Genomic DNA, 20,871 nt, shown 5'->3' with positions numbered 1-20,871 from the left:
CCAAGTTGCGGGTATCATATCATCGTGAATACAAAACGCTCCCCCCGCTCTCTGCGCATGCGTGTAGTTGCCGCCGCGCTGCTGATCGCCATGCCCCTGGCTATGGCACAGGATGTTCTGGCGCCCGCCAAAATCCCCAACCTGCCGGCGCTAGGCGATACCGAACGCCAGGACTTGTCGCCGCTGATGGAGCGCAAGCTGGGCGAGGAAATCATGCGCGATATCCGCCGCGACCGCGATTTCCTCGACGACGGCCCCATCCTCGAATACCTGAACAACTTCGGCAACTCGCTGGTCGCCGCCCGTCCCGGCGCGCGCGGCGAGGCCAATTTCGATTACTACTTCTTCGCTGTGCGCGATCCGATGCTGAACGCCTTCGCGCTGCCCGGCGGCTTCATCGCCGTGCACTCGGCGCTGCTGCTGGCGGCGCAGTCCGAGTCCGAGCTGGCCTCGGTGCTGGGCCACGAGATCGGCCACGTGGCGCAGCGCCATATCGCCCGCTCGATCGGCCAGCAGAAGCAGGACGCCTTGATCCCGCTGGCGGCGATGATCCTGGCGGCGCTGGCCTCCAAGGCCGGCGGCGACGCCGCCATCGGCGTGTTCTCGGCCGGGCAGGGCCTGGCGATCCAGCGTCAACTCAATTTCGGCCGCGACGCCGAGCGCGAGGCCGACCGCATCGGTTTCCAGATCATGGGCGCGGCCGGCTTCGACACCTCGGGCATGGTGGCCTTCTTCCAGCGCATGCAGACCGCGACCCGCAACTACAGCGACCTGGTGCCGGCCTATCTGCAAAGCCACCCGCTGACCACCGAGCGCATCGCCGACATCCAGGCGCGCATCCGCGAGCAGCCCTACAAGCAGCGCCAGGACAGCCTGGATTTCTACCTGGTGCGTTCGCGCGCGCGGGTGTTGCAGGACCCGAGCGCGGCCGGCCTGGCCGAGGCCAAGACGTTTTTTGAAGGCCAGATGCAGCAGGAAAACCGCCAGCAGGTCACCGCCGGCCAGTACGGCATGGCTTTCCTGTCGCTGAAAAAAGGCGAGACCGCGCAAGCCCAGGTCTGGCTCGACAAGGCGCGCGCGACCTTCGACAAGCCGGCCGCCGCCGGCACCTTCAGCGCGGCCGCGCGGCCGGCGCCGGATTCGATCTTCGTCAGCACCGCGATCGAGATCAAGCTGGCGCAGCCGGACAACAAGGCCATGATCGAAAAAGGATTGGCCGAGGCGGAAGCGGCGCATGTGCAGTTCCCGCTGTCGCGCGGCATCGCGCATCAATATGGCGAGGCCCTGATCGCGGCCGGCAAGCTGGAGCAGGCGGCCGTCTATCTGCGCGACCAGGTGCAGCTGTACCGCGAAGATCCGGATGCCTACGATTTGCTGGCGCAGGCGTATTCCAAGCAGGGCAAGCTGGCCTTGCAGCATATCGCGCTGGCGGAATCGTATGTGTTGCAGGGCGGCGTGCTGTCGGCGCTGGACCAGCTGAGCTACGCGCGCAAGTCGCCCGACGCCTCCTTCTACGACCAGGCCGTGATCGATGCGCGCGAGCGCGAGTTGCAGGCGCGCCGCCGCGAGGAGCTGGGCGAAAAGGGCAAGAAGGATTTACGCGAGGCCGATTCGCGCCCGGCGTTCAAGGCGGAGATGCGCAGCGGCGCGGAAGGCGCGGCGCCGGGCAATCCGCTCGACCGCCTGCGCCAGGATAACAATCCTATGCCGGTGCGGACGGTGCGCTGACGTAGCCGTAGCGCTCCGGTAGTCCGGCCGCCGCCACGCGCTGCACGGCCACGCCGTCCAGCGTCAGCGCGCCGGCCGCCGAGCCTTCCATCCACGCCAGCAAGTCTTCATCGGCCACGGCGGCGCCGTTCATTTTCAACAGTGGCAGCACATGGGCGAAATCGCGGTCGTCCAGCTGCGCCACCACGGCGCCACTGTGCAAGACCAGCGCGCCAGTCTCCGTCAGCAACGCTTCCTCAACCGGCCCCAGCGCCGCGCCCGTGTGCAAGGTCCAGCCTTGCGCCGGATCGGTGCGGACGATGTAGGGCGTGGCCTCCAGCTGTACGTACACACGCTGCGGACCGTTCTGGAAATACCAGCAGCCGCGCTCGTCGGCCGCGTAGTTGCGCACGATGAAGGCGACCAGCGCCGCGTGGTGCAGTTTGTCGCCCGGCAGGTTCAGGTGCTGGGCGCGCTCGTCGCGCATGCGCCAGTTGCCGCGCGCATCCAGTCCCAGCCAGCCGTAGCAGTGGGGCACGTTGGGCCACTTGGCCAGTGCTTGCTTGACGATGTCATCCATGTTGTTCTGCCAGTGCGGAATAGGTGGCGCTGACGCCTTCCATGAAGTGGATCAGGCGCTGCGGCAGCCAGTGCAGCTTGCCCGGCAGGCCGCCGACGGCAAAGCCCACATGGCCGCCTTCGGCGGGATAGTCCAGCACCACGTTCGGCGCCGCGCGTTGCGGCAGGTGGCGGCCGGGCAGGAAGGGATCGTTCTTCGCGTTCAGCACCAAGGTCGGCACGGTGATGTCGTCCAGCACATGCTTGGCGCTGGCGCGGTCCCAGTAATCGTCGGTGTTGCGGTAGCCGTGCAGCGGCGCCGTCACCACGTTGTCGAAGGCGTACAGGTCGCGCGCGGCGTGCAGCGCGTCGAGGTCGAACAGGCCGGGGAACTGCTGGAGCTTGGCGATGCACTTGGGCTTGAGCGTTTGCAGGAACATGCGCGTGTAAATCATGTTGAAGCCGCTCGACAGCGAGACGCCGCCCTGCGCCAGGTCCAGCGGCGCCGACACCGCGCAGGCGGCGTCGACAAAATCGGCCTGGTGCTGCGACTCGCCCAGCCAGCGCAGCAGCGCGTTGCCGCCCAGCGAGACGCCGGCGGCGTAGAACTTGCCGCTGCTGCGGCCGTGCAGGCGGCGCACGATCCAGTCGATCTCGGTGGCGTCGCCCGAGTGGTAGAAGCGCGGCGCGCGATTGGGCTCGCCGGAGCAGCCGCGGAAATGCGGCACCGCGCCCGACCAGCCGCGCGCGGCCACGTCGGCCATCAGCGCCCGCGCGTAATGGCTGTCGGACGAGCCTTCGAGGCCGTGGAACAGCACCACGAACGGTTGGCCCGGCTGGCCGTCGACGAAATCGACATCGACGAAATCGCCGTCCGGCGCCTCCCAGCGCTCGCGCCGGAACCGCACCGCCGGCTTGGCGATGCAGGTGGCGGGATAGATGGTTTGCAGGTGGCCGGAAGGTAGCCAGAAGGGCGCCGTGTATTTCATCGCTGTCCGTTGATTGAGCCGAGCTTTCACCCCGATAAGGCGGGGTCAGACCCCGTACGGGGTCTGACCCCTGGTTGCCGCTGTGCGGGTTTAATGCAGGATCTGGCTGTGGGTATCGGCCGGCGCCGGTCCCGGCGCCACCGACACATGGTGCAGCACGATGCGCCAGCCGCGCGGCGTCTTGACGTAGACGTTGGTGGCGACCAGGTGCGCGGCCTCGCCGCCGGCGGTGGTGCCCTCGACCAAGGTATGCACGGAACTCATCAGGTTGTGGGTTTCGTGCAGCTGCGACGGCATGATGTGCAGGCCGCCGTGTTCCAGGATCGCGGCCCACGAGCTGCGGATCGCCGCATGCCCGATCAGGCGCGGCCCGCCCGGATGCACGCAGACGATTTCATCGTCGTCGGCCCACAGCGCCATCAGCGCGTCCAGGTCGGCGCGGTTGAGCGCGTCGTAAAAAGCCGATTCGGTCTCGGCGGCACTGCCATTCAACTGCTTGACTCGCTTGGTGGGCATGCTGGCTCCGGGATGCGTGGCTGGCGCTTATATTAGTGGTGACTTAGTGGTGAGCGACGACGGTGCCCGGCTTCAGGCGATAGGCGGTGCCGCAGTACGGGCACTTGGCGATGCCGTCGTGGTTGAACTCCAGGAACACGCGCGGGTGGGACGACCACAGCGGCATGGCCGGGTTAGGGCAGTGGGCCGGCAAGTCCTTGCCCTCGAGCTCAACTGCGTTGGTGGCGGCGGACGTGTGGGCGTTGGTCATATTCGTGTGCTCCGTAAGGCTGAGGAAAACCACGATTTTAACGGATTCGCGCATTGAGCAAAAATCATCGGTAAAATAGCGCCTCTACAACCCCGGTGCGGCCTGCTATGTGGCGGGAATGACACACGATTACGCACATGACCGAATTGAGCAGCACACCCTCCCAACCCTATGTCGCCGAGCACCACGAACCCTCGTGGCGCGAAGGCCTCAAGACCGGCACTCCCACCTTGTTCGGCATCGGCGCCTGGGGCCTGGTGGTCGGCATCGCCATGGTCAAAAGCGGGCTGACGGTGCCGCAGGCGCTGGGCATGACCTTGCTGGTGTTCGCCGGATCGGCCCAGCTGGCGGCCTTGCCGCTGATCGCCTCGCACTCGCCGATCTGGGTCATTTTCGCCACCGCGTTCGTGGTCAACCTGCGCTTTGTCATCTTCTCGGCCCTGCTGGCGCCGCATTTCGCCCAGCTGCCGTGGCGCAAGCGCTTCGTGCTCGGCTACGTGGCCGGCGACATGACGGTCGCCATGTTCCTGCATAAATACCCCAGCGAGGCGCCGCAGGTGGGCAAGCTGTCCTATCTGAAAGGCCTGCTGTACCCCAACTGGGGCGCCTGGCAGGTCGGTTCGATCGCCGGCATCTTCCTCGGCAGCGCCGTGCCGGCCGAATGGGGGCTGGGCTTTGCCGGCACCCTGGCCATCATCTGCGTGATGATACCGCTGGTGGTGGGACGTCCCGCGCTGTGCGGCGTGCTGGTGGCCGGCGCGGTGTCGGTGCTGGCGGCCGGCCTGCCGTACAAGCTGGGCCTGCTGCTGGCCGTGCTGGTCGGCATGCTGACCTCGATGGCGATCGAAGAGGGCGTCGAAAAATGGAGAAAACCGCATGGCTGATTGGGAAATCTGGATCATCATCGGCGTGCTGGCGCTGGCCACCGCCGCCACCCGCAGCTCGTTCTGGCTGATCGGCCAGCACATCACCATCCCGCCGCGGGTGCAGGGCATGCTGCGCTACGCGCCGGCCTGCGCGCTGGCGGCCATCGTGGCGCCGGACCTGATCATGGTGGACAGCCATCCGCTGCTGGATGTGAGCAATCTCAAACTGGTATCAGGGATCGTCGCCACGATCTTTTATTTGCTGCGACGCAATATGTTGCAGACAATTGTGTTCGGCATGGCCTTTTACACGGCTTTGCGGCTGATGCATGTATTTTAATAACAGATAAATCACCCCGTCCTTGCGGTAAAATAGCGCTCTTTCCTCAACTCGACCTTTGGGTAACCATGTCCGCTGTTTTGAACTTCATCCGTCTGCAAGATCTCATCGCCCAGAATGCGCTGCAAGGCAAGCGCGTTTTCATTCGCGCCGACTTGAACGTGCCGCAGGATGATAGCGGCAATATCACCGAAGATACGCGCATCCGCGCCTCCGTACCGGCCATTAAGGCTGCCGCGGCCGCCGGCGCCAAGGTCATGGTCACGTCCCACCTGGGCCGTCCGACCGAAGGCGAGTTCAAGGCGGAAGACAGCCTGGCGCCGGTCGCCGCGCGCCTGGCCGAGCTGCTGGGCCAGCCGGTCGAGCTGAAACAGAACTGGGTCGACGGCGCTGGCCTGGAAGGCTTGCAAGCCGGCCAAGTGGTATTGCTGGAAAACGTGCGCGTGAACAAGGGCGAAAAGAAGAACAGCGACGAACTGGCGCAGAAAATGGCCGCTTTGTGCGACATCTACGTCAACGACGCTTTCGGCACCGCGCACCGCGCGGAAGCCTCGACGCACGGCATCGCCAAGTTCGCGCCGGTCGCCTGCGCCGGTCCGCTGCTGGCCGCCGAGCTGGACGCACTGGGCAAGGCGCTGGGCGCCCCGGCCCGTCCGCTGCTGGCCATCGTCGCCGGTTCCAAGGTGTCGTCCAAACTGTCGATCCTGAAGGCGCTGGCCGACAAGGTCGACAACCTGATCGTCGGCGGCGGCATCGCCAACACCTTCATGAAGGCCGTCGGCCTGAACATCGGCAAGTCGCTGGTGGAAAACGAGCTGGTCGAAGAAGCCAAGGCCATCATCGAGATCATGGCCCAGCGCGGCGCGCAGGTGCCGATCCCGGTCGACGTCGTTTGCGCCAAGGAATTCTCGCCTACCGCCGTCGCCACCATCAAGGATGTGGCTGACGTGGCCGACGACGACATGATCCTGGACATCGGCCCGAAAACCGCCGCCATCCTGGCCGCGCAGATCGGCGCCGCCGGCACCATCGTCTGGAACGGCCCGGTCGGCGTGTTCGAGTTCGACCAGTTCGGCGAAGGCACCAAGACGCTGGCGCTGGCCATCGCCAACTCGAAGGCGTTCTCGATCGCCGGCGGCGGCGACACGCTGGCGGCGATTGCCAAGTACAACATCACCGAGCAGATCGGTTACATCTCGACCGGCGGCGGCGCCTTCCTGGAGTTCCTGGAAGGTAAGACCCTGCCTGCGGTGGAGATTTTGACGCAGCGTGCTGCGGCGCAGTAAATAGTACGGAAAAATAGTAAGTATAAAAGCACGGTCGTGCGGTGTAGCAAATTAACAGTAAAATCAAGTTAATGCCTGAGAAAGGCCTGAAATTTGTAGCTTTGCTACAAATTTTGGGCCCAAGCAATACAAACAGCGCAGCTTTTCCGGGTCTCCGCCGCACTTGCGGAGACTGTTCGCATGACCCAACGCTCAAGGAATACTATGTCCCGTGGTACCAAAATTGTTGCAACGATCGGCCCAGCCTCCACTGACTTCAACGTCCTGGTGAAAATGATACGTGCGGGCGTTGATGTCGTGCGCCTGAACTTCTCGCATGGCAAGGCCCAGGACCATATCGACCGCGCCCGTCTGGTGCGCGAAGCGGCAGCCGAATGCGGCCGCGAAGTGGCGATCATGGCCGACATGCAGGGTCCTAAAATCCGCGTCGGCAAGTTTGAAAATGGTAAGATTGACCTTGCGAACGGCGATAAATTCATCCTGGACGCAAAATGGGGCGAAAACGGCGAACTGGGCAACCAGGAACGCGTCGGCCTGGACTACAAGGCGCTGCCGCAGGATTTGCGCGCCGACGACAAGCTGTTGCTGAACGACGGCCTGATCGTGCTGGTGGTCGACCAGATCGTCGGCCATGAGATTTACACCACCGTGAAAATCGGTGGCGAACTGTCCAACAACAAGGGCATCAATCGCCAGGGCGGCGGCTTGACCGCGCCGGCGCTGACCGCCAAGGACATGGAAGACATCAAGACGGCAATGAGTTTCCAGTGCGATTACCTGGCGATCTCGTTCCCGAAAAGTGCGACCGATATGGAAATGGCGCGCCAGCTGGCCAATATCGCCGGCGAGCCGTTCGGCCACAAGCCGCTGATGATCGCCAAGATCGAACGCGCCGAAGCGATCCCTGTGCTGCAGGAGATCCTCGACGCTTCCGACGGCATCATGGTCGCGCGTGGCGACTTGGCGGTGGAAGTGGGCAACGCGGCGGTGCCGGCGCTGCAGAAGCGCATGATCCGCATGGCGCGCGAGTCGAACAAGCTGGCGATCACCGCGACCCAGATGATGGAGTCGATGATCTTCAACGCCGTGCCGACCCGCGCCGAAGTATCGGACGTGGCCAACGCGGTGCTGGACGGCACGGACGCGGTGATGACCTCGGCGGAAACCGCCTCCGGTCGTTATCCGATTGAAACGGTGGAAATGATGGCCGCCATTTGCGTGGAAGCCGAGCAGTCCGAGTACAACAAGCTCGACGCCGACTTCCTGAATGCGACCTTCACCCGGATCGATCAGTCGATCGCCTATGCCGCGCTGTTCACCGCGCACCATCTGGCGGTGAAGGCCATCGTGGCGCTGACCGAGTCCGGCTCGACCGCGTTGTGGATGAGCCGTCACAACATCGATACGCCGATCTTCGCGCTGACGCCGAGCGTGACGACCCAGCGCAAGGTGGCGCTGTATCGCAACGTGAAGGCCTACAATCTGCTGCAAAAGGCCGGCAGCGCGGAAGTGTTGAAACAGGCCGAGGATCTGCTGGTCCAGAACGGCATCGCCAAGAAGGGTGACATGATCGTCGTCACCTGGGGCGAGCCGATGGGCCAGGTCGGTGGCACCAATGCGCTGAAGATCGTCAAGGTTGGAGAATTTACTAAATAGTACGATAGCTGGGTACGCATAGATACGTCATTCCCGCGCACGCGGGAATCCATGCCGAGTTGATTTGATCCTCAGCATGGATCCCCGCCTGCGCGGGGATGACGGCGCATGGTGCACGGCTTCGGCAAAGGTTTTTTTATTGTTTGGAGTATTACCATGTCCCTCGTATCCATGCGTCAACTGCTGGACCACGCCGCTGAAAACGGCTATGGCATCCCTGCATTCAACGTCAACAATCTGGAGCAAGTGCAGGCCATCATGGCCGCGGCCGACGCCCTGAACAGCCCGGTCATCATGCAAGCTTCGGCCGGCGCCCGCAAATATGCAGGCGAAGCCTTCCTGCGCCACCTGATCGACGCCGCCGTCGAAGCCTACCCGCATATCCCGGTCGTCATGCACCAGGACCACGGCCAGTCGCCGGCGGTCTGCATGGGCGCGATCCGCTCCGGCTTCACCTCGGTGATGATGGACGGCTCGCTGGAAGCGGACGGCAAGTCGGTCGCTTCGTACGAGTACAACGTCGAAGTATCGAAAGAAGTGGTCAAGTTCTCGCACGCCATCGGCGTCACCGTGGAAGCCGAACTGGGCGTGCTCGGTTCGCTGGAAACCATGAAGGGCGACAAGGAAGACGGCCACGGCGCCGAAGGCACCATGACCCGCGAAATGCTGCTGACCGACGTGGCCCAGGCCGCCGACTTCGTGCAGCGCACCCAGTGCGACGCGCTGGCGATCGCCATCGGCACCTCGCACGGCGCCTACAAGTTCACCCGCAAGCCGACCGGCGACATCCTGGCCATCGACCGCATCAAGGAAATCCACGCCCGCATCCCCAACACCCACCTGGTGATGCACGGTTCGTCGTCGGTGCCGCAGGAACTGCTGGCCATCATCCGCGAATTCGGCGGCGACATGAAGGAAACCTACGGCGTGCCGGTCGAAGAGATCCAGGAAGGCATCCGTCACGGCGTGCGCAAGATCAACATCGACACCGACATCCGTCTGGCGATGACCGCGGCCACCCGCAAGTTCCTGTTCGAGAACCCATCGAAGTTCGACCCGCGCGACTTCCTGAAGCCAGCCCGCGCCGCCGCCGAGCTGATCGTGCGCGCCCGCTTCCAGTCCTTCGGCTGCGAAGGCCAGGCGTCGAAGATCAAGGTCATCCCGATGGAAAAAATGGCCGAGCGCTACAAGGCCGGCGAGCTGTCGCAGATTGTGAAGTAAAATTCTGTTTTGGAACGGACTGATTCTTTCGGGAATCGGTCCATCTCTCTTGACCGGCTAGCAAGGTTTTCCCTGCGCCGGTTTTCGCTTTTCTATACCGCTAGTCTATCCACCTCCCGCTATGAACAGCCTTTACCAGACCTCCATTCACTCCCTGCCACTGCTCGGCCACGGCAAAGTCCGCGACAACTACGCAGTCGGCGACGACAAGATTTTGATCGTCACCACCGACCGCCTGTCGGCCTTCGACGTCGTCATGAACGAGCCTATCCCCGGCAAGGGCATGGTCCTGAACCAGATGAGCGATTTCTGGTTCGAGAAACTCGGCCACATCGTGCCGAACCACCTGACCGGCGTGGCGCCGGAATCGGTGGTCGCCGCCGACGAAGTGGAGCAGGTCAAAGGCCGCGCCGTGGTCGCCAAGCGCCTGAAGCCGATCATGGTCGAGGCGGTGGTGCGCGGTTACATCATCGGCTCGGGCTGGAAGGATTACCAGGACACCGGCAGCATCTGCGGCATCAAGCTGCCGGCCGGCCTGCAACAGGCTGAGAAGCTGCCTGAGCCGCTGTTCACCCCGGCCGCCAAGGCGGACCTGGGCGAGCACGACGAGAACATCAGCTTTGCCGACATGGAAAACCGCATCGGCGCCGAACTGGCCGCCAAGATGCGCGACGTCAGCATCGCCCTGTACCAGGCCGCCGCCGACTACGCCGCCACGCGCGGCATCATCATCGCCGACACCAAGTTCGAGTTCGGCCTGGACGACAACGGCGTCATGCACCTGATGGACGAAGTGCTGACCGCCGACTCGTCGCGCTTCTGGCCAGCGGACTCGTACAAGCCTGGCATGTCGCCGCCGTCGTTCGACAAGCAGTTCGTGCGCGACTACCTGGAAACCCTGACCTGGGGCAAAACCGCACCGGCGCCGGCGCTGCCTGCCGACGTCATCGACAAGACCCAGGCCAAGTACTTCGAAGCCATCGAGCGCCTGACCGGCCAGAAGCTGAAGGCCTGATATGAGCGAGCAGAACAAGCCACTGGTCGGCGTCATCATGGGTTCGTCGTCGGACTGGGACGTGATGCAGAACGCGGTCGCCATCCTCAAGCAGTTCGGCGTGCCGTTTGAAGCGCAAGTCATTTCCGCGCACCGCATGCCGGACGAGATGTACGCCTACGCCAAGAGCGCCCGCGCTCGCGGCCTGCGCGCCATCATCGCCGGCGCCGGCGGCGCGGCCCACCTGCCTGGCATGGTGGCCGCGATGACCATCGTGCCGGTGCTGGGCGTGCCGGTGCCGTCCAAGTACCTGCGCGGCGAGGATTCGCTGCTGTCCATCGTGCAGATGCCCAAGGGGGTGCCGGTGTCGACCTTCGCCATCGGCGAAGCCGGCGCCGCCAACGCCGCGCTGACGGCGGTCGCCATGATCGCCGCCAACGACGACGCGCTGGCCGACAAGCTGGAAGCATTCCGTGTCACGCAAACCGAAGCCGCCAAGGCCATGACTTTACCGCTGGAATAAATGAGTAAACAGTTTTCACCAATTCTGCCAGCCGCCAATCCGCCAGCCTGGCTGGGTGTGATGGGCGGCGGCCAGCTGGGCCGCATGTTCGCCCAGGCCGCGCAAAGCATGGGCTATCAAGTCGCCGTGCTGGAACCGGCGGCCGATTGTCCCGCAGGGCAGGTCGCGCAGCGCCTGGTTGAAGCCGGCTACAGCGATGCCGCCGGCCTCGACGCGCTGGCCGCGCAATGCCTGGCCGTCACCACCGAATTCGAGAACGTGCCGGCCGACAGCCTGTCGCGCCTGGCGCAGCAAGTGTTTGTCGCGCCGAACGCGCACGGCGTGTCGGTGGCGCAGGACCGCATCGCCGAGAAACGCTTCTTCGTCGATTGCGCGCCCAAGTCGGGCGTGATGCCGGCGCCGCACAAGGTGATCGCCTCGCATGAAGACATCGCCGCCATCGGCGACGATCTGCTGCCCGGCATCCTGAAGACCGTGCGCATGGGTTACGACGGCAAGGGCCAGGTCCGCGTGCGCAGCCGCGAGGACGTGCGCGCCGCCTTCGACAGCATGGACGGCGTGACTTGCCTGCTGGAGAAGATGCTGCCGCTGGCCTACGAGGTCTCGGTGCTGACCGCCCGTGGCGCCGACGGCGAGTCGGTGGTTTATCCGATCGCCGAGAACGTCCACCGCGACGGCATCCTGTTCACCACCACCGTGCCGGGCCCGAACGTGTCCGACGCCAGCGCCAGGATCGCGCAGCAGGCGGCGCAAGCCATCGTCGCCGAGCTCGGTTATGTCGGCGTGCTATGCATCGAGTTCTTCGTGCTCACCGACGGCAGCCTGGTGGTCAACGAGATGGCGCCGCGTCCGCACAACAGCGGCCACTACACGATGGACGCCTGCGTCACCAGCCAGTTCGCGCAGCAGGTGCGCGCGATGGCGCGCTTGCCGCTGGGCGACGTGCGCCAGCATTCGCCGGCCGTGATGCTCAACATTCTCGGCGACGTCTGGTTCACCGACGACACCGACGCCACGCGCGAACCGGCCTGGGACCAGGTGCTGGCGCTGCCGGGCGCCTGCCTGCACCTGTACGGCAAGGACGATCCACGCCGCGCCCGCAAGATGGGTCACCTGACCTTCATCGCGCCGACCTTGGCGCAAGCGCAGCAGCAGCTCGATGCCGCCTGCGCCATCTTGGCGATCGACAAGGCGGCACCGTGAAGCAGCAGGCCGCAACGGTAGCCGATCACAGCGCCATCGCGGCGGCGGCGGCGATCCTGGAGGAGGGCGGCCTGGTCGCCTTCCCCACCGAGACCGTCTACGGCCTGGGCGCCGACGCCGAGAACCCGGCGGCCGTGGCCCGCATCTACCAGGCCAAGGGCCGTCCGAACGATCATCCGGTGATCGTCCACGTCGCCCCCGGCGCCGCGCTCGACTACTGGGTCACCGACATCCCGCCGGAAGCCCGTCAACTGGTGGCCGCCTTCTGGCCCGGTCCGCTGACCTTGATTTTGAAACGCGCCAGCCACATTCCCGACGCCGTCTCCGGCGGCCAGGATACGGTCGGCATCCGCTGCCCGTCGCATCCGGTCGCGATCGCCTTGCTGAGCGCCTTCAAGGGCGGCAAGGGCGGCGTGGCAGCGCCGTCGGCCAACAAGTTCGGCAACGTCAGCCCGACCACCGCGCAGCACGTGCGCGACGAGTTCGGCCTCGACGAGCGGGACGACGGCGCCACCGACGGCGAAGCCTGCAGCGGCGCGCTGCTGACCACGGTGCTGGAAGGCGGCGCCAGCCAGGTCGGTATCGAATCGACCATCGTCGACCTGTCGCGCCTGGCCACGCACGGCCCGGTGCTGCTGCGTCCCGGCCACATCAGCGCGCAGCAGATCGCCGACGTCATCGGCGCGCTGCCGGCCGCGCCGGACCAGGCTGCTCCGCGCGCCTCCGGCACGCTGGAATCGCATTACGCGCCGCGCACCCCGGTCACCATGCTGGCGCAAGCCGAGCTGACGGCGGCGCTGGCGCAGTTGCAGGCGCGCGGCGTCAAGGTGGCGCTGATCAGCCACGCCTTGCCGGCCCTGCCAAAACAGCAGCCGCAATGCATGCTGCCCGCCGATCCGGCCGGCTACGCCTACGGCCTGTACGCCGCGCTGCGCGACATGGACCAGACCGGCTCCGACCTGATCCTGGTGGAGACCCCGCCGCAAGGCGCGCAATGGCTGGGAGTGAACGACCGCCTGCGCCGTTCGGTGTTCGGCTCGGCCGGCGTGATCGCGTCCCTGCTGACAAAATGAGACGTGGGCGTTGCGATACCACATGCGATGAGATTACTTTCCTGCTAAGCTAAAGCGTTGCCGGGCAAAAAAAGATTCCGGCAATCTTGACCTATCAGCAGGGGCTACTTTTACGCCCCGCACCTTATTCAAGGATGCGCCATGTTTAACGCCGCCCGTTTTTCCTTGATTTCCCTCGCCGTCCTGCTGGCCTGCTGTGGAGGCGGCGGCGGTTCCGCCGGCAACCAGACCGGCGGCAACGTGGTGACGCAGCCGCCGGTCCAGCTGCGCGGCGTGCCCATCGGCGGCGCCACGCTGGTGCCGGCCGCCATCGGCGGCGGCGCCATGGCCAGCACCATTGATCCGGCCGTCATGAAGAAACTGGTCGACGGCGCCATCACCCTCGGCAGTTCCATGACCGGCACGCCGACCTGCGCCGTCACCACCTACACCCTCAAGTACCACACCGTCGATTCGGTGGCGGCCGACACCGACGCCAGCACCGCCATCATCGTGCCGTCCGGCAGCAACCCGGCCTGCCAGGGCGCCCGTCCGGTGATGCTGTACGCGCACGGCACCTCGCCGCGCAAGACCACCGACATGTCCAACCTGTCCGGCACCGAGGCGCTGCTGGTGGCGGCGATGTTCGCGACCCAGGGCTACATCGTGGTGGCGCCGAACTACGCCGGCTATGCCGGCTCGTCGCTGGCCTACCACGCCTACCTGGACGCCGACCAGCAATCGAACGACATGGTCGACGCCTTGCGCGCCGCCCGCAGCGTGTTCGGCAGCATCAGCGCCAACGCCTCCAGCCGGCTGATGGTGAGTGGTTACTCTCAAGGCGGCTTCGTGGCGCTGGCCACCCAGCGCGCGATGCAGGTCAAGTATGCCAGCGAATTCACGGTGACGGCGGCGGCGCCGATGTCCGGCCCGTATGCGCTGCTGCAATTCGGCGACGGCATCTACGGCGGCGCGCCGACGATGGGTTCCAGCGGTTTCCTGCCGATGCTGATCAACGCCGGCCAGCGCGCCGGCGCCGCCATCTACAACAGCCTGGACGACATCTACGAGGCCAAGTACGCCACCGGCATCGATACGCTGCTGCCGGGCACGCAGGGCCTGGGCGACCTGGTCGCGGCCGGCAAGCTGCCGAACGACGTGCTGTTCGCGCAGGATTCCCTGCCGCAGGCGTCGGGCTACGCGTCCTATTTCGGCGTCGACCACCTGATGAAGACCAGCTACCGCAACGGCTACCTGGCCGACCTCAAGGACCATCCCTGCAACGCCAGCCCTGGCGCGCCGCTGGCCTGCTCGCCGGCCCAGCCGCTGCGTAAATGGCTGCTGAGGAACGACCTGCGTACCTACACGCCGACCGTGCCGCTGTTCCTGTGCGGCGGCAACCAGGACCCGGTGGTGCCGTTCGCCAATACCGACGCCACCAATGACTACTTCACCGCCCGCGGCATGGCATCGAGCCTGCTGACGGTGCTGGATGTGGACGACTCGGCGTTGCTGGTTCCCTATCGCGCCACGCGCGCCGAATTCGCCGCCGCCAAGCAGGTGCTGCGCCTGTCCGTGCTGGCCAGCAAGGGCACGTCGGCGGCCGCCGACAAGGCGGTCAACGACGCTTATCACGCCGGTTTGGTGGCGCCATTCTGCCTCCGCGAAGCAAGAAACTTCTTCGATTCTGCACCAAGCCGGTGAAATCGGTTTCGATGTAAGTTGTCTCTATGAAAATGCAGCCGAGCAACCGTTCTTTTTAGCCACAAATACAGGGGGTTTTTATGTGCTCCCCTATACATTCGCGGTTAAGGCTGGCATATTAGTTGGGTTGCGAATAGCACGGCCGTTCGTATCACACTATAAAAGAATTTTTCTAGGAGACAACATGCATCATACTAAATTTGCACTCGCGGCAATTACCCTGGCCGTTCTTGCGGGTTGCGGCGGTACCGATCCCAAACCCGGCGATCAGACCATCAAGAACAAGTACAGCAGCCAGGTGTCGTTTGGCGACAGCCTGTCCGACGTCGGCTCCTACGCCGTCGGCACGGTCGCCGCGCTCAAGGGTGGCAAATTTACGATCAATGGCGACAGCTCCGCCACCGTCACTACGCTGACCGGCAAGAACTGGACCGAACTGGTCGCCGCCCAGCTGGGCGTGGCGGCCCCGTGCGCGGCCCTGACCGGCCTGGACGGCGACGCCACCAAAGGCTTCTCGGTACCGCAAGTGGCCCACGCCAACTGCTACGGCTACGCCCAGGGCGGCGCCCGCGTGACCAACCCTGTCGGCCCGGGCAACAAGCTGACCGGCAGCCCGCTGGGCGCGCTGACCATCCCCGTCACCACCCAGATCGACAACCACCTGAAAGCCGTTGGCGGCAAGTTCAAGGGCGATGAAATGGTGTTCGTCATGGCCGGCGGCAACGATGCGCTGTTCAACCTGACCAAGCTGAGCACCGACGCCACGGCGGCCGGCGCCGCCGCCGGCGCCAAGGCTGGCGCTGACGCAGGCGCCGCCGCTTACGTCACCAGCCTGGTAGGCCAGCTGGCCGCCGGCGCCACCAACCCGCAATCCGCCGCCGCCGCCATCGGCCTGGCAGCGCAAACGGAAGCGGCCCGTATCGGCAGCAGCCAGACCAGCATCACCCAGGTCGCGATCGGCACCGCCGCCGTCCAGCCGGGCAATTCGGCGGTCGCCTCGCAAGCCGTCTGGGGGCCGATGGTCGCCAAGGCCACGACCGACGCCACCGCCGCCGGCACTGCCGCCGGCAACGCCGCCGGCGCCAAGGCAGGGGCTGACTATGCCGCCGCCCACGGTCCTGAGCTGATCGCCGCGATGGCCACCGCCGGTACCGAACTGGCCAACCTGGTCAAAACCAAGATCATCGCCAACGGCGCCAACTACGTCACCGTGAACAACCTGCCGGACGTGGCCACCACGCCGTCGGGCCGCAGCAAGCCAAGCTCGCAGCCGTTGATCAACGCCATGGTTTCCGCGTTTAATGGCGCGCTGAGCACCGGCCTGGCGTCGGAATCGAAAGTGCTGATCGTCGACGTGTTCTCCGTCAGCCACGACCAGGCGACCAACCCTGGTCCATACGGCCTGACCAACGTTGAGGAACCTGCCTGCAACCTGACCGCGGCGACCAACCCGCTGGGCAGCTCGCTGGTGTGCAACGCCGGCAACGTCAAGGCCGGCGACATCAGCCACTGGTCCTTCGCCGACGAAGTCCATCCGACGCCGTTCAACAACCTGCTGCTGGCCCGTTACGTGGCCGAGAAGCTGGTGGTCAAGGGCTGGCTGTAATTCTGTCGTCGCAGGCAGCCGCCGCCTCCGGGCGGACGGCTGCCGGACTCACAACACAATAAATCAGGAGACGATATGAAGAACACGGTAAAACTGCTGGCGCTGGCCGCCGCACTGACGGTGGCCTCGGCCGCATCGGCGCAACAGACCAAGGGTACCTGGCTGGGTACGCTGGGCATCAACAAGATCACGCCGAAAGTGGATTCGGGCGATGTCTCGGCGCCGGCGCTGCCGGGCACCAAGGCCGACGTCGGCTCGGACACCAAGCCGCGCTTCGCGATTGCCTACATGCTGACCGATAACATTTCGGGCGAAGTCGATCTGGGCCTGCCGTACAAGCACGACTTGATCGGCGCCGGCGCCATCGAGGGCACGGGCAAGCTGGGCACGTCGGAAGTGCTGCCGCCGACGGCTTTCATTCAGTACCGCTTCCTGCCGGCCAACTCGATGTTCCGTCCGTATGTGGGCCTGGGCATCACCTACGCGATGTTCCAGAAAGAGACCGGCTCCGGCCAGCTGACCGCGCTGCTCAACACCGGCGGCCCGGGCACCACCTTCAAGCTGGACGACAAGTGGGCGCTGAGCTACCAGATCGGCGGCACCGTGAAGATCAACGAGAAGTGGTTCATCGACGCCACCGTGATCAAGACCAAGCTGAAAACCAAGGTGCACTTCTCGACCGGCCAGACCCAGGACGTGCGCCTGGATCCACTGGCTGTCAGCGTCAGCGTGGGCTACAACTTCAAGGGCTTCTAAAGCTAAGCAGGCGTAAAAAAAACCGCTGGGGCCTTGCAGCCGCAGCGGTTTTTTTACGCCCACCCCGAACCGGGGCGGGGTCTGACCCCGTACGGGGTCAGACCCCAAGCTTTCGGGGTTACTGGAACGCCTGGATGCCGGTCTGGGCGCGGCCCAGGATCAGCGCGTGGATGTCGTGCGTACCTTCGTAGGTATTCACCACTTCCAGGTTGACCATGTGGCGGATGATGCCGAACTCGTCCGAAATGCCGTTACCGCCCAGCATATCGCGCGCGACGCGGGCGATGTCCAGCGACTTGCCGCAGGAATTGCGCTTCATCATCGAGGTGATTTCCACCGCCGCCGTGCCGGCGTCCTTCATGCGGCCCAGCTGCAGGCAGCCTTGCAGGCCCAGCGTGATCTCGGTCTGCATGTCGGCCAGCTTCTTCTGCACCAGCTGGTTGGCGGCCAGCGGACGGCCGAACTGATGGCGGTCCAGCACGTACTGGCGCGCGGTGTGCCAGCAGTCCTCGGCCGCGCCCAGCGCGCCCCAGGCGATGCCGTAGCGTGCCGAGTTCAAACAGGTGAACGGACCCTTCAGGCCGCGCACGTCCGGGAAGGCGTTCTCTTCCGGGCAGAACACATTGTCCATCACGATCTCGCCGGTCACCGAAGCGCGCAGGCCGAACTTGCCGTGGATCGCAGGGGCGCTCAGGCCGGCCATGCCTTTTTCCAGCACGAAGCCGCGGATCGCGCCTTCATCGTCCTTGGCCCAGACCACGAACACGTCGGCGACCGGCGAGTTGGTGATCCACATCTTGGCGCCGCTCAGCGAGTAGCCGCCCGGTACCTTCTTGGCGCGGGTGATCATCGAGCCGGGATCGGAACCGTGGTTGGGCTCGGTCAGGCCGAAGCAGCCGATCCACTCGCCGGTGGCCAGTTTCGGCAGGTATTTCTGTTTCTGCTCTTCCGTGCCGAACTCGTAGATCGGCACCATCACCAGCGACGACTGCACGCTCATCATCGAACGGTAGCCGGAGTCGATGCGCTCGACTTCGCGCGCGATCAGGCCGTAGGCCACGTAGTTCAGGCCGGGACCGCCGTACTGTTCCGGGATGGTCGGGCCCAGCAGGCCCAGTTCGCCCATCTCGCGGAAGATCGTGGTGTCCATCTTTTCGTGGCGGAAGGCGTCCAGGATGCGCGGCGCCAGTTTGTCCTTGCAATAGGCGGCGGCGGCGTCGCGCACCATGCGCTCGTCGTCGGTCAGTTGCTGGTCCAGCAGCAGGGGATCATCCCAGTGGAATTGGGCGCGGGCTTGGCTCATAGTGGTCTCTCATTATGAAAATTGGTGAAGGCTGCCCGCATTCTATGCCGCGGCCACCGGAATGGCTTTTCAAATGGCGACACCAATTTCCGTTTTTAGCCCAGGCTGCCAAACTGGCCGCTGTGGAAAATCAGCGGCGGGGAGGGGGAAAACTCGCACAGCTCGACCTCGCCGACGAAAATCACGTGGTCGCCTTCCGGGTAGCGGCTGCGGTTGTGGCATTCGAACCAGGCCGAGGCGCCCTTGAGGATGGGCTGGCCGGTGCGCGACAGCTCGTATTCGGTGTTTTCCCACGGATCGATGCCGCGCGTGGCGAACTGCTTGGCCAGGTGCGCCTGGTCGGCCGACAACACATTGATGACGTAGTGCGAATTGCCGGTGAAGATGGGCATGCTGTTGGCCGTGGTCGCCAGGCTCCACAGCACCAGCGGCGGGTCCAGCGACACCGAATTGAAGGAACTGGCCGTCAGGCCGCGGAACGTGCCGTCCGCCAGCCGGGTGGTGATGACGGTGACGCCGGTGGCGAACTGGCCCAGCGCCTGGCGAAAATGGCTGGTGTCGAAGGGGCGCTGGTCGGCGCGGGGAGAACGAGTGTGCATGGTGGACCTGTGACTTTTCAGCCATTATGCCAAAGTTTACCGTGCGATAGCGTATTGCCTTGGTTTGCGTTACAGTGAACCCATGGGCATTCTTCTACGCGAGGGAGTCATGACTAGTCAGTCCGCGCCGGGCACGGCGCTCGAAACGGCCTATCTGGGCGGCGGCTGCTTCTGGTGCACCGAGGCGGTGTTCGCGCGGCTCAAGGGCGTCGTCCATGTCGAGTCCGGCTACACCGGCGGCCACCAGCCCGATCCCACCTACGAGCAAATCTGCGCCGGCGACACCGGCCATGCCGAAGTGGTGAAATTGCAATTTGATCCGTCCGTCATCAGTTTTCGCGACCTGCTGGAAATCTTCTTCACCATCCACGACCCGACCACGCTGAACCGCCAGGGCAACGACGTCGGCCCCCAGTACCGCTCGGTGATCTTCTACCAGTCGCCGCAGCAGGAAGCCACGGCGCGCCAGGTGATCGCCCAGATGGCCGGGGTGTGGGACGCGCCCATCGTCACCGAACTGGCGCCGGCCTCGACCTACTATCCGGCCGAGGCCTATCATCAGGATTACTTCAGCCAGCATCCGCTGCAAAGCTATTGCGCCTTCGTGGTCGCGCCCAAGGTCGCCAAGTTCAAGAGCACCTATGCGCATCGCTTAAAATAAAACAACAAGGGGGCATGCATGAAGGTGGTGCTGGTCGATGATACCCATATCAACCTGGTGCTGATGTCGCGCCTGGTCGACAAACTGAAAGACGTGAGCACGATCAGCTTCCAGTCGGCGCGCGACGCGCTGGCCTGGTGCAATGCCCATCCCTACGACTTGCTGATCGTCGACTACATGATGCCGGACATGAACGGCCTGGAACTGATCGCCCGGCTGGAGGCGCCGCCCGACCAGCGCCCGCCGGTGCTGATGGTCACCGCCAGCGTCGACGTCGACGTGCGCCACCGTGCGCTGGAAAACGGCGCCAGCGATTTCCTCATCAAGCCGATCGACAAGGTCGAGTTCCTGGCCCGCACCCGCAACATGCTGGCGCTGCGCAGCGCCACGCTGGGCTTGCAGCACCGCGCCAGCTGGCTGGCCGAGGAAGTGGCCAAGGCCACCGCCGAGCTGCGCGGGCGCGAGCAGGAAACCATCATGCTGCTGTGCCGCGCCTCCGAATACCGCGACCCCGAAACCGGCGCCCACATCCAGCGCATGGCGCACTACTCGCGGCTGATCGCCGAGCAGCTGGGTCAGTCCGAGGAGCAGCAGCAGGACGTGCTGAACGCCGCCCCCATGCACGACATCGGCAAGGTCGGCACACCCGACCACATCCTGCTCAAGCCCGGCCGCCTGAACCCGGAAGAGATGGTGGTCATGCGCCAGCACGCCGAGATCGGCTACAACATCCTCAAGGATTGCCAGGCGCGCATGCTCAAGCTGGCGGCCGAGATCGCGCTGACCCACCACGAGCGCTACGACGGCCAGGGCTATCCGCGCGGCCTGGCGGGCGAGGCCATCCCGCTGGTGGGCCGCATCGTTGCCGTGGCCGACGTGTTCGACGCGCTGACCAGCGTGCGGCCATATAAACAGGCCTGGAGCATGGAGGATGCGCGCCAGCACCTGCTGGACAACTGCAATACCCATTTCGATCCGCGCTGCGTGGATGCGCTGTTGCAGCGCTGGGACGACGTGCAGGCCATCCGCGCCCGCTTCCGCGACGAGCCCGGCGCCGCCGCGCTGACGGCCTGACGCCGCC

Annotated in this window: 21 protein-coding genes; 15 read left to right on the top strand and 6 right to left on the bottom strand. The window is 65.0% G+C overall.

Going from position 1 to position 20,871, the window contains the following annotated elements:
- Positions 1-57 precede the first annotated feature (57 nt).
- Positions 58-1,728 carry a M48 family metallopeptidase gene (locus V6M89_RS15395; protein ID WP_332853981.1) on the top strand — a complete coding sequence of 557 codons (1,671 nt, stop codon included), beginning with the start codon at positions 58-60 and terminating at the stop codon, positions 1,726-1,728.
- Here the strand turns inward: V6M89_RS15395 and V6M89_RS15390 are convergent.
- The 4 genes from V6M89_RS15390 to V6M89_RS15375 all read right to left on the bottom strand — a co-directional run bounded on the left by V6M89_RS15390 (position 1,703) and on the right by V6M89_RS15375 (position 4,020).
- Positions 1,703-2,287 carry a DUF2946 family protein gene (locus V6M89_RS15390; protein WP_332853980.1) on the bottom strand — a complete coding sequence of 195 codons (585 nt, stop codon included), beginning with the start codon at positions 2,285-2,287 and terminating at the stop codon, positions 1,703-1,705. The genes V6M89_RS15395 and V6M89_RS15390 overlap by 26 nt on opposite strands.
- Complete coding sequence (locus tag V6M89_RS15385; protein WP_332853979.1) at positions 2,280-3,254, bottom strand: YheT family hydrolase; 975 nt, start codon at positions 3,252-3,254, stop codon at positions 2,280-2,282. The genes V6M89_RS15390 and V6M89_RS15385 overlap by 8 nt, the downstream gene beginning before the upstream one ends.
- Positions 3,255-3,344: 90 nt before the next feature.
- Positions 3,345-3,770 carry a YybH family protein gene (locus V6M89_RS15380; RefSeq protein WP_332853978.1) on the bottom strand — a complete coding sequence of 142 codons (426 nt, stop codon included), beginning with the start codon at positions 3,768-3,770 and terminating at the stop codon, positions 3,345-3,347.
- Between the two features lie 43 nt (positions 3,771-3,813).
- A complete protein-coding gene (locus V6M89_RS15375; protein ID WP_026334010.1) occupies positions 3,814-4,020 on the bottom strand; it encodes a zinc-finger domain-containing protein in 207 nt (68 codons plus the stop codon).
- Positions 4,021-4,157: 137 nt separating this feature from the next.
- On the opposite strand from V6M89_RS15375, the gene V6M89_RS15370 reads away from it, so the two are divergent.
- From V6M89_RS15370 to V6M89_RS15315, 12 genes are all read left to right on the top strand, one after another.
- Positions 4,158-4,904 carry an AzlC family ABC transporter permease gene (locus tag V6M89_RS15370; RefSeq protein WP_332853977.1) on the top strand — a complete coding sequence of 249 codons (747 nt, stop codon included), beginning with the start codon at positions 4,158-4,160 and terminating at the stop codon, positions 4,902-4,904.
- Complete coding sequence (locus tag V6M89_RS15365) at positions 4,897-5,226, top strand: AzlD domain-containing protein (RefSeq protein WP_332853976.1); 330 nt, start codon at positions 4,897-4,899, stop codon at positions 5,224-5,226. Before V6M89_RS15370 ends, V6M89_RS15365 begins: the two co-directional genes overlap by 8 nt.
- Positions 5,227-5,294: 68 nt before the next feature.
- On the top strand, positions 5,295-6,512 hold the full coding sequence (locus tag V6M89_RS15360) for a phosphoglycerate kinase (protein ID WP_116992149.1): 1,218 nt from the start codon (positions 5,295-5,297) through the stop codon (positions 6,510-6,512).
- A gap of 204 nt (positions 6,513-6,716) precedes the next feature.
- Positions 6,717-8,168: a pyruvate kinase gene (gene pyk, locus V6M89_RS15355; RefSeq protein WP_332853975.1), complete on the top strand. Its 1,452-nt coding sequence runs from the start codon at positions 6,717-6,719 to the stop codon at positions 8,166-8,168.
- Between the two features lie 156 nt (positions 8,169-8,324).
- Complete coding sequence (fba, locus tag V6M89_RS15350; RefSeq protein ID WP_332853974.1) at positions 8,325-9,389, top strand: class II fructose-bisphosphate aldolase; 1,065 nt, start codon at positions 8,325-8,327, stop codon at positions 9,387-9,389.
- A gap of 121 nt (positions 9,390-9,510) precedes the next feature.
- Positions 9,511-10,404 (top strand): phosphoribosylaminoimidazolesuccinocarboxamide synthase, encoded by an 894-nt coding sequence (locus V6M89_RS15345; RefSeq protein ID WP_332853973.1) that lies wholly within the window; start codon positions 9,511-9,513, stop codon positions 10,402-10,404.
- Between the two features lies 1 nt (position 10,405).
- On the top strand, positions 10,406-10,906 hold the full coding sequence (purE, locus tag V6M89_RS15340) for a 5-(carboxyamino)imidazole ribonucleotide mutase (protein WP_332853972.1): 501 nt from the start codon (positions 10,406-10,408) through the stop codon (positions 10,904-10,906).
- The gene (locus tag V6M89_RS15335; protein WP_332853971.1) at positions 10,907-12,109 is read left to right on the top strand and encodes a 5-(carboxyamino)imidazole ribonucleotide synthase; all 1,203 of its coding nucleotides are present in this window, start codon (positions 10,907-10,909) and stop codon (positions 12,107-12,109) included.
- Positions 12,106-13,182, top strand: coding sequence for an L-threonylcarbamoyladenylate synthase (locus tag V6M89_RS15330; protein ID WP_332853970.1), 1,077 nt, complete (start codon positions 12,106-12,108; stop codon positions 13,180-13,182). Before V6M89_RS15335 ends, V6M89_RS15330 begins: the two co-directional genes overlap by 4 nt.
- Before the next feature lie 141 nt (positions 13,183-13,323).
- Complete coding sequence (locus V6M89_RS15325) at positions 13,324-14,865, top strand: alpha/beta hydrolase (RefSeq protein WP_332853969.1); 1,542 nt, start codon at positions 13,324-13,326, stop codon at positions 14,863-14,865.
- Between the two features lie 184 nt (positions 14,866-15,049).
- A complete protein-coding gene (locus V6M89_RS15320; RefSeq protein WP_332853968.1) occupies positions 15,050-16,471 on the top strand; it encodes an esterase in 1,422 nt (473 codons plus the stop codon).
- 75 nt (positions 16,472-16,546) lie between these two features.
- Positions 16,547-17,227, top strand: coding sequence for an OmpW/AlkL family protein (locus V6M89_RS15315; RefSeq protein WP_332853967.1), 681 nt, complete (start codon positions 16,547-16,549; stop codon positions 17,225-17,227).
- Positions 17,228-17,345: 118 nt separating this feature from the next.
- Here V6M89_RS15315 and V6M89_RS15310 read toward each other — a convergent pair whose 3' ends face one another.
- The gene (locus tag V6M89_RS15310; RefSeq protein ID WP_217945022.1) at positions 17,346-18,530 is read right to left on the bottom strand and encodes an acyl-CoA dehydrogenase; all 1,185 of its coding nucleotides are present in this window, start codon (positions 18,528-18,530) and stop codon (positions 17,346-17,348) included.
- A gap of 95 nt (positions 18,531-18,625) precedes the next feature.
- Positions 18,626-19,129 (bottom strand): flavin reductase family protein, encoded by a 504-nt coding sequence (locus V6M89_RS15305; protein ID WP_332853966.1) that lies wholly within the window; start codon positions 19,127-19,129, stop codon positions 18,626-18,628.
- Between the two features lie 109 nt (positions 19,130-19,238).
- On the opposite strand from V6M89_RS15305, the gene msrA reads away from it, so the two are divergent.
- Together msrA and V6M89_RS15295 are read left to right on the top strand one after the other, a co-directional pair.
- Complete coding sequence (gene msrA / locus V6M89_RS15300; protein WP_332853965.1) at positions 19,239-19,790, top strand: peptide-methionine (S)-S-oxide reductase MsrA; 552 nt, start codon at positions 19,239-19,241, stop codon at positions 19,788-19,790.
- Between the two features lie 18 nt (positions 19,791-19,808).
- Complete coding sequence (locus V6M89_RS15295) at positions 19,809-20,864, top strand: HD-GYP domain-containing protein (RefSeq protein WP_332853964.1); 1,056 nt, start codon at positions 19,809-19,811, stop codon at positions 20,862-20,864.
- Positions 20,865-20,871: the final 7 nt, after the last annotated feature.

The sequence above is a fragment of the Duganella sp. S19_KUP01_CR8 genome, from assembly GCF_036688705.1.
GTDB lineage: Bacteria > Pseudomonadota > Gammaproteobacteria > Burkholderiales > Burkholderiaceae_D > Rugamonas.
The sequence above is the reverse complement of the archived record's forward strand: the minus strand, read 5'-3'. Positions and strand labels throughout refer to the sequence as shown.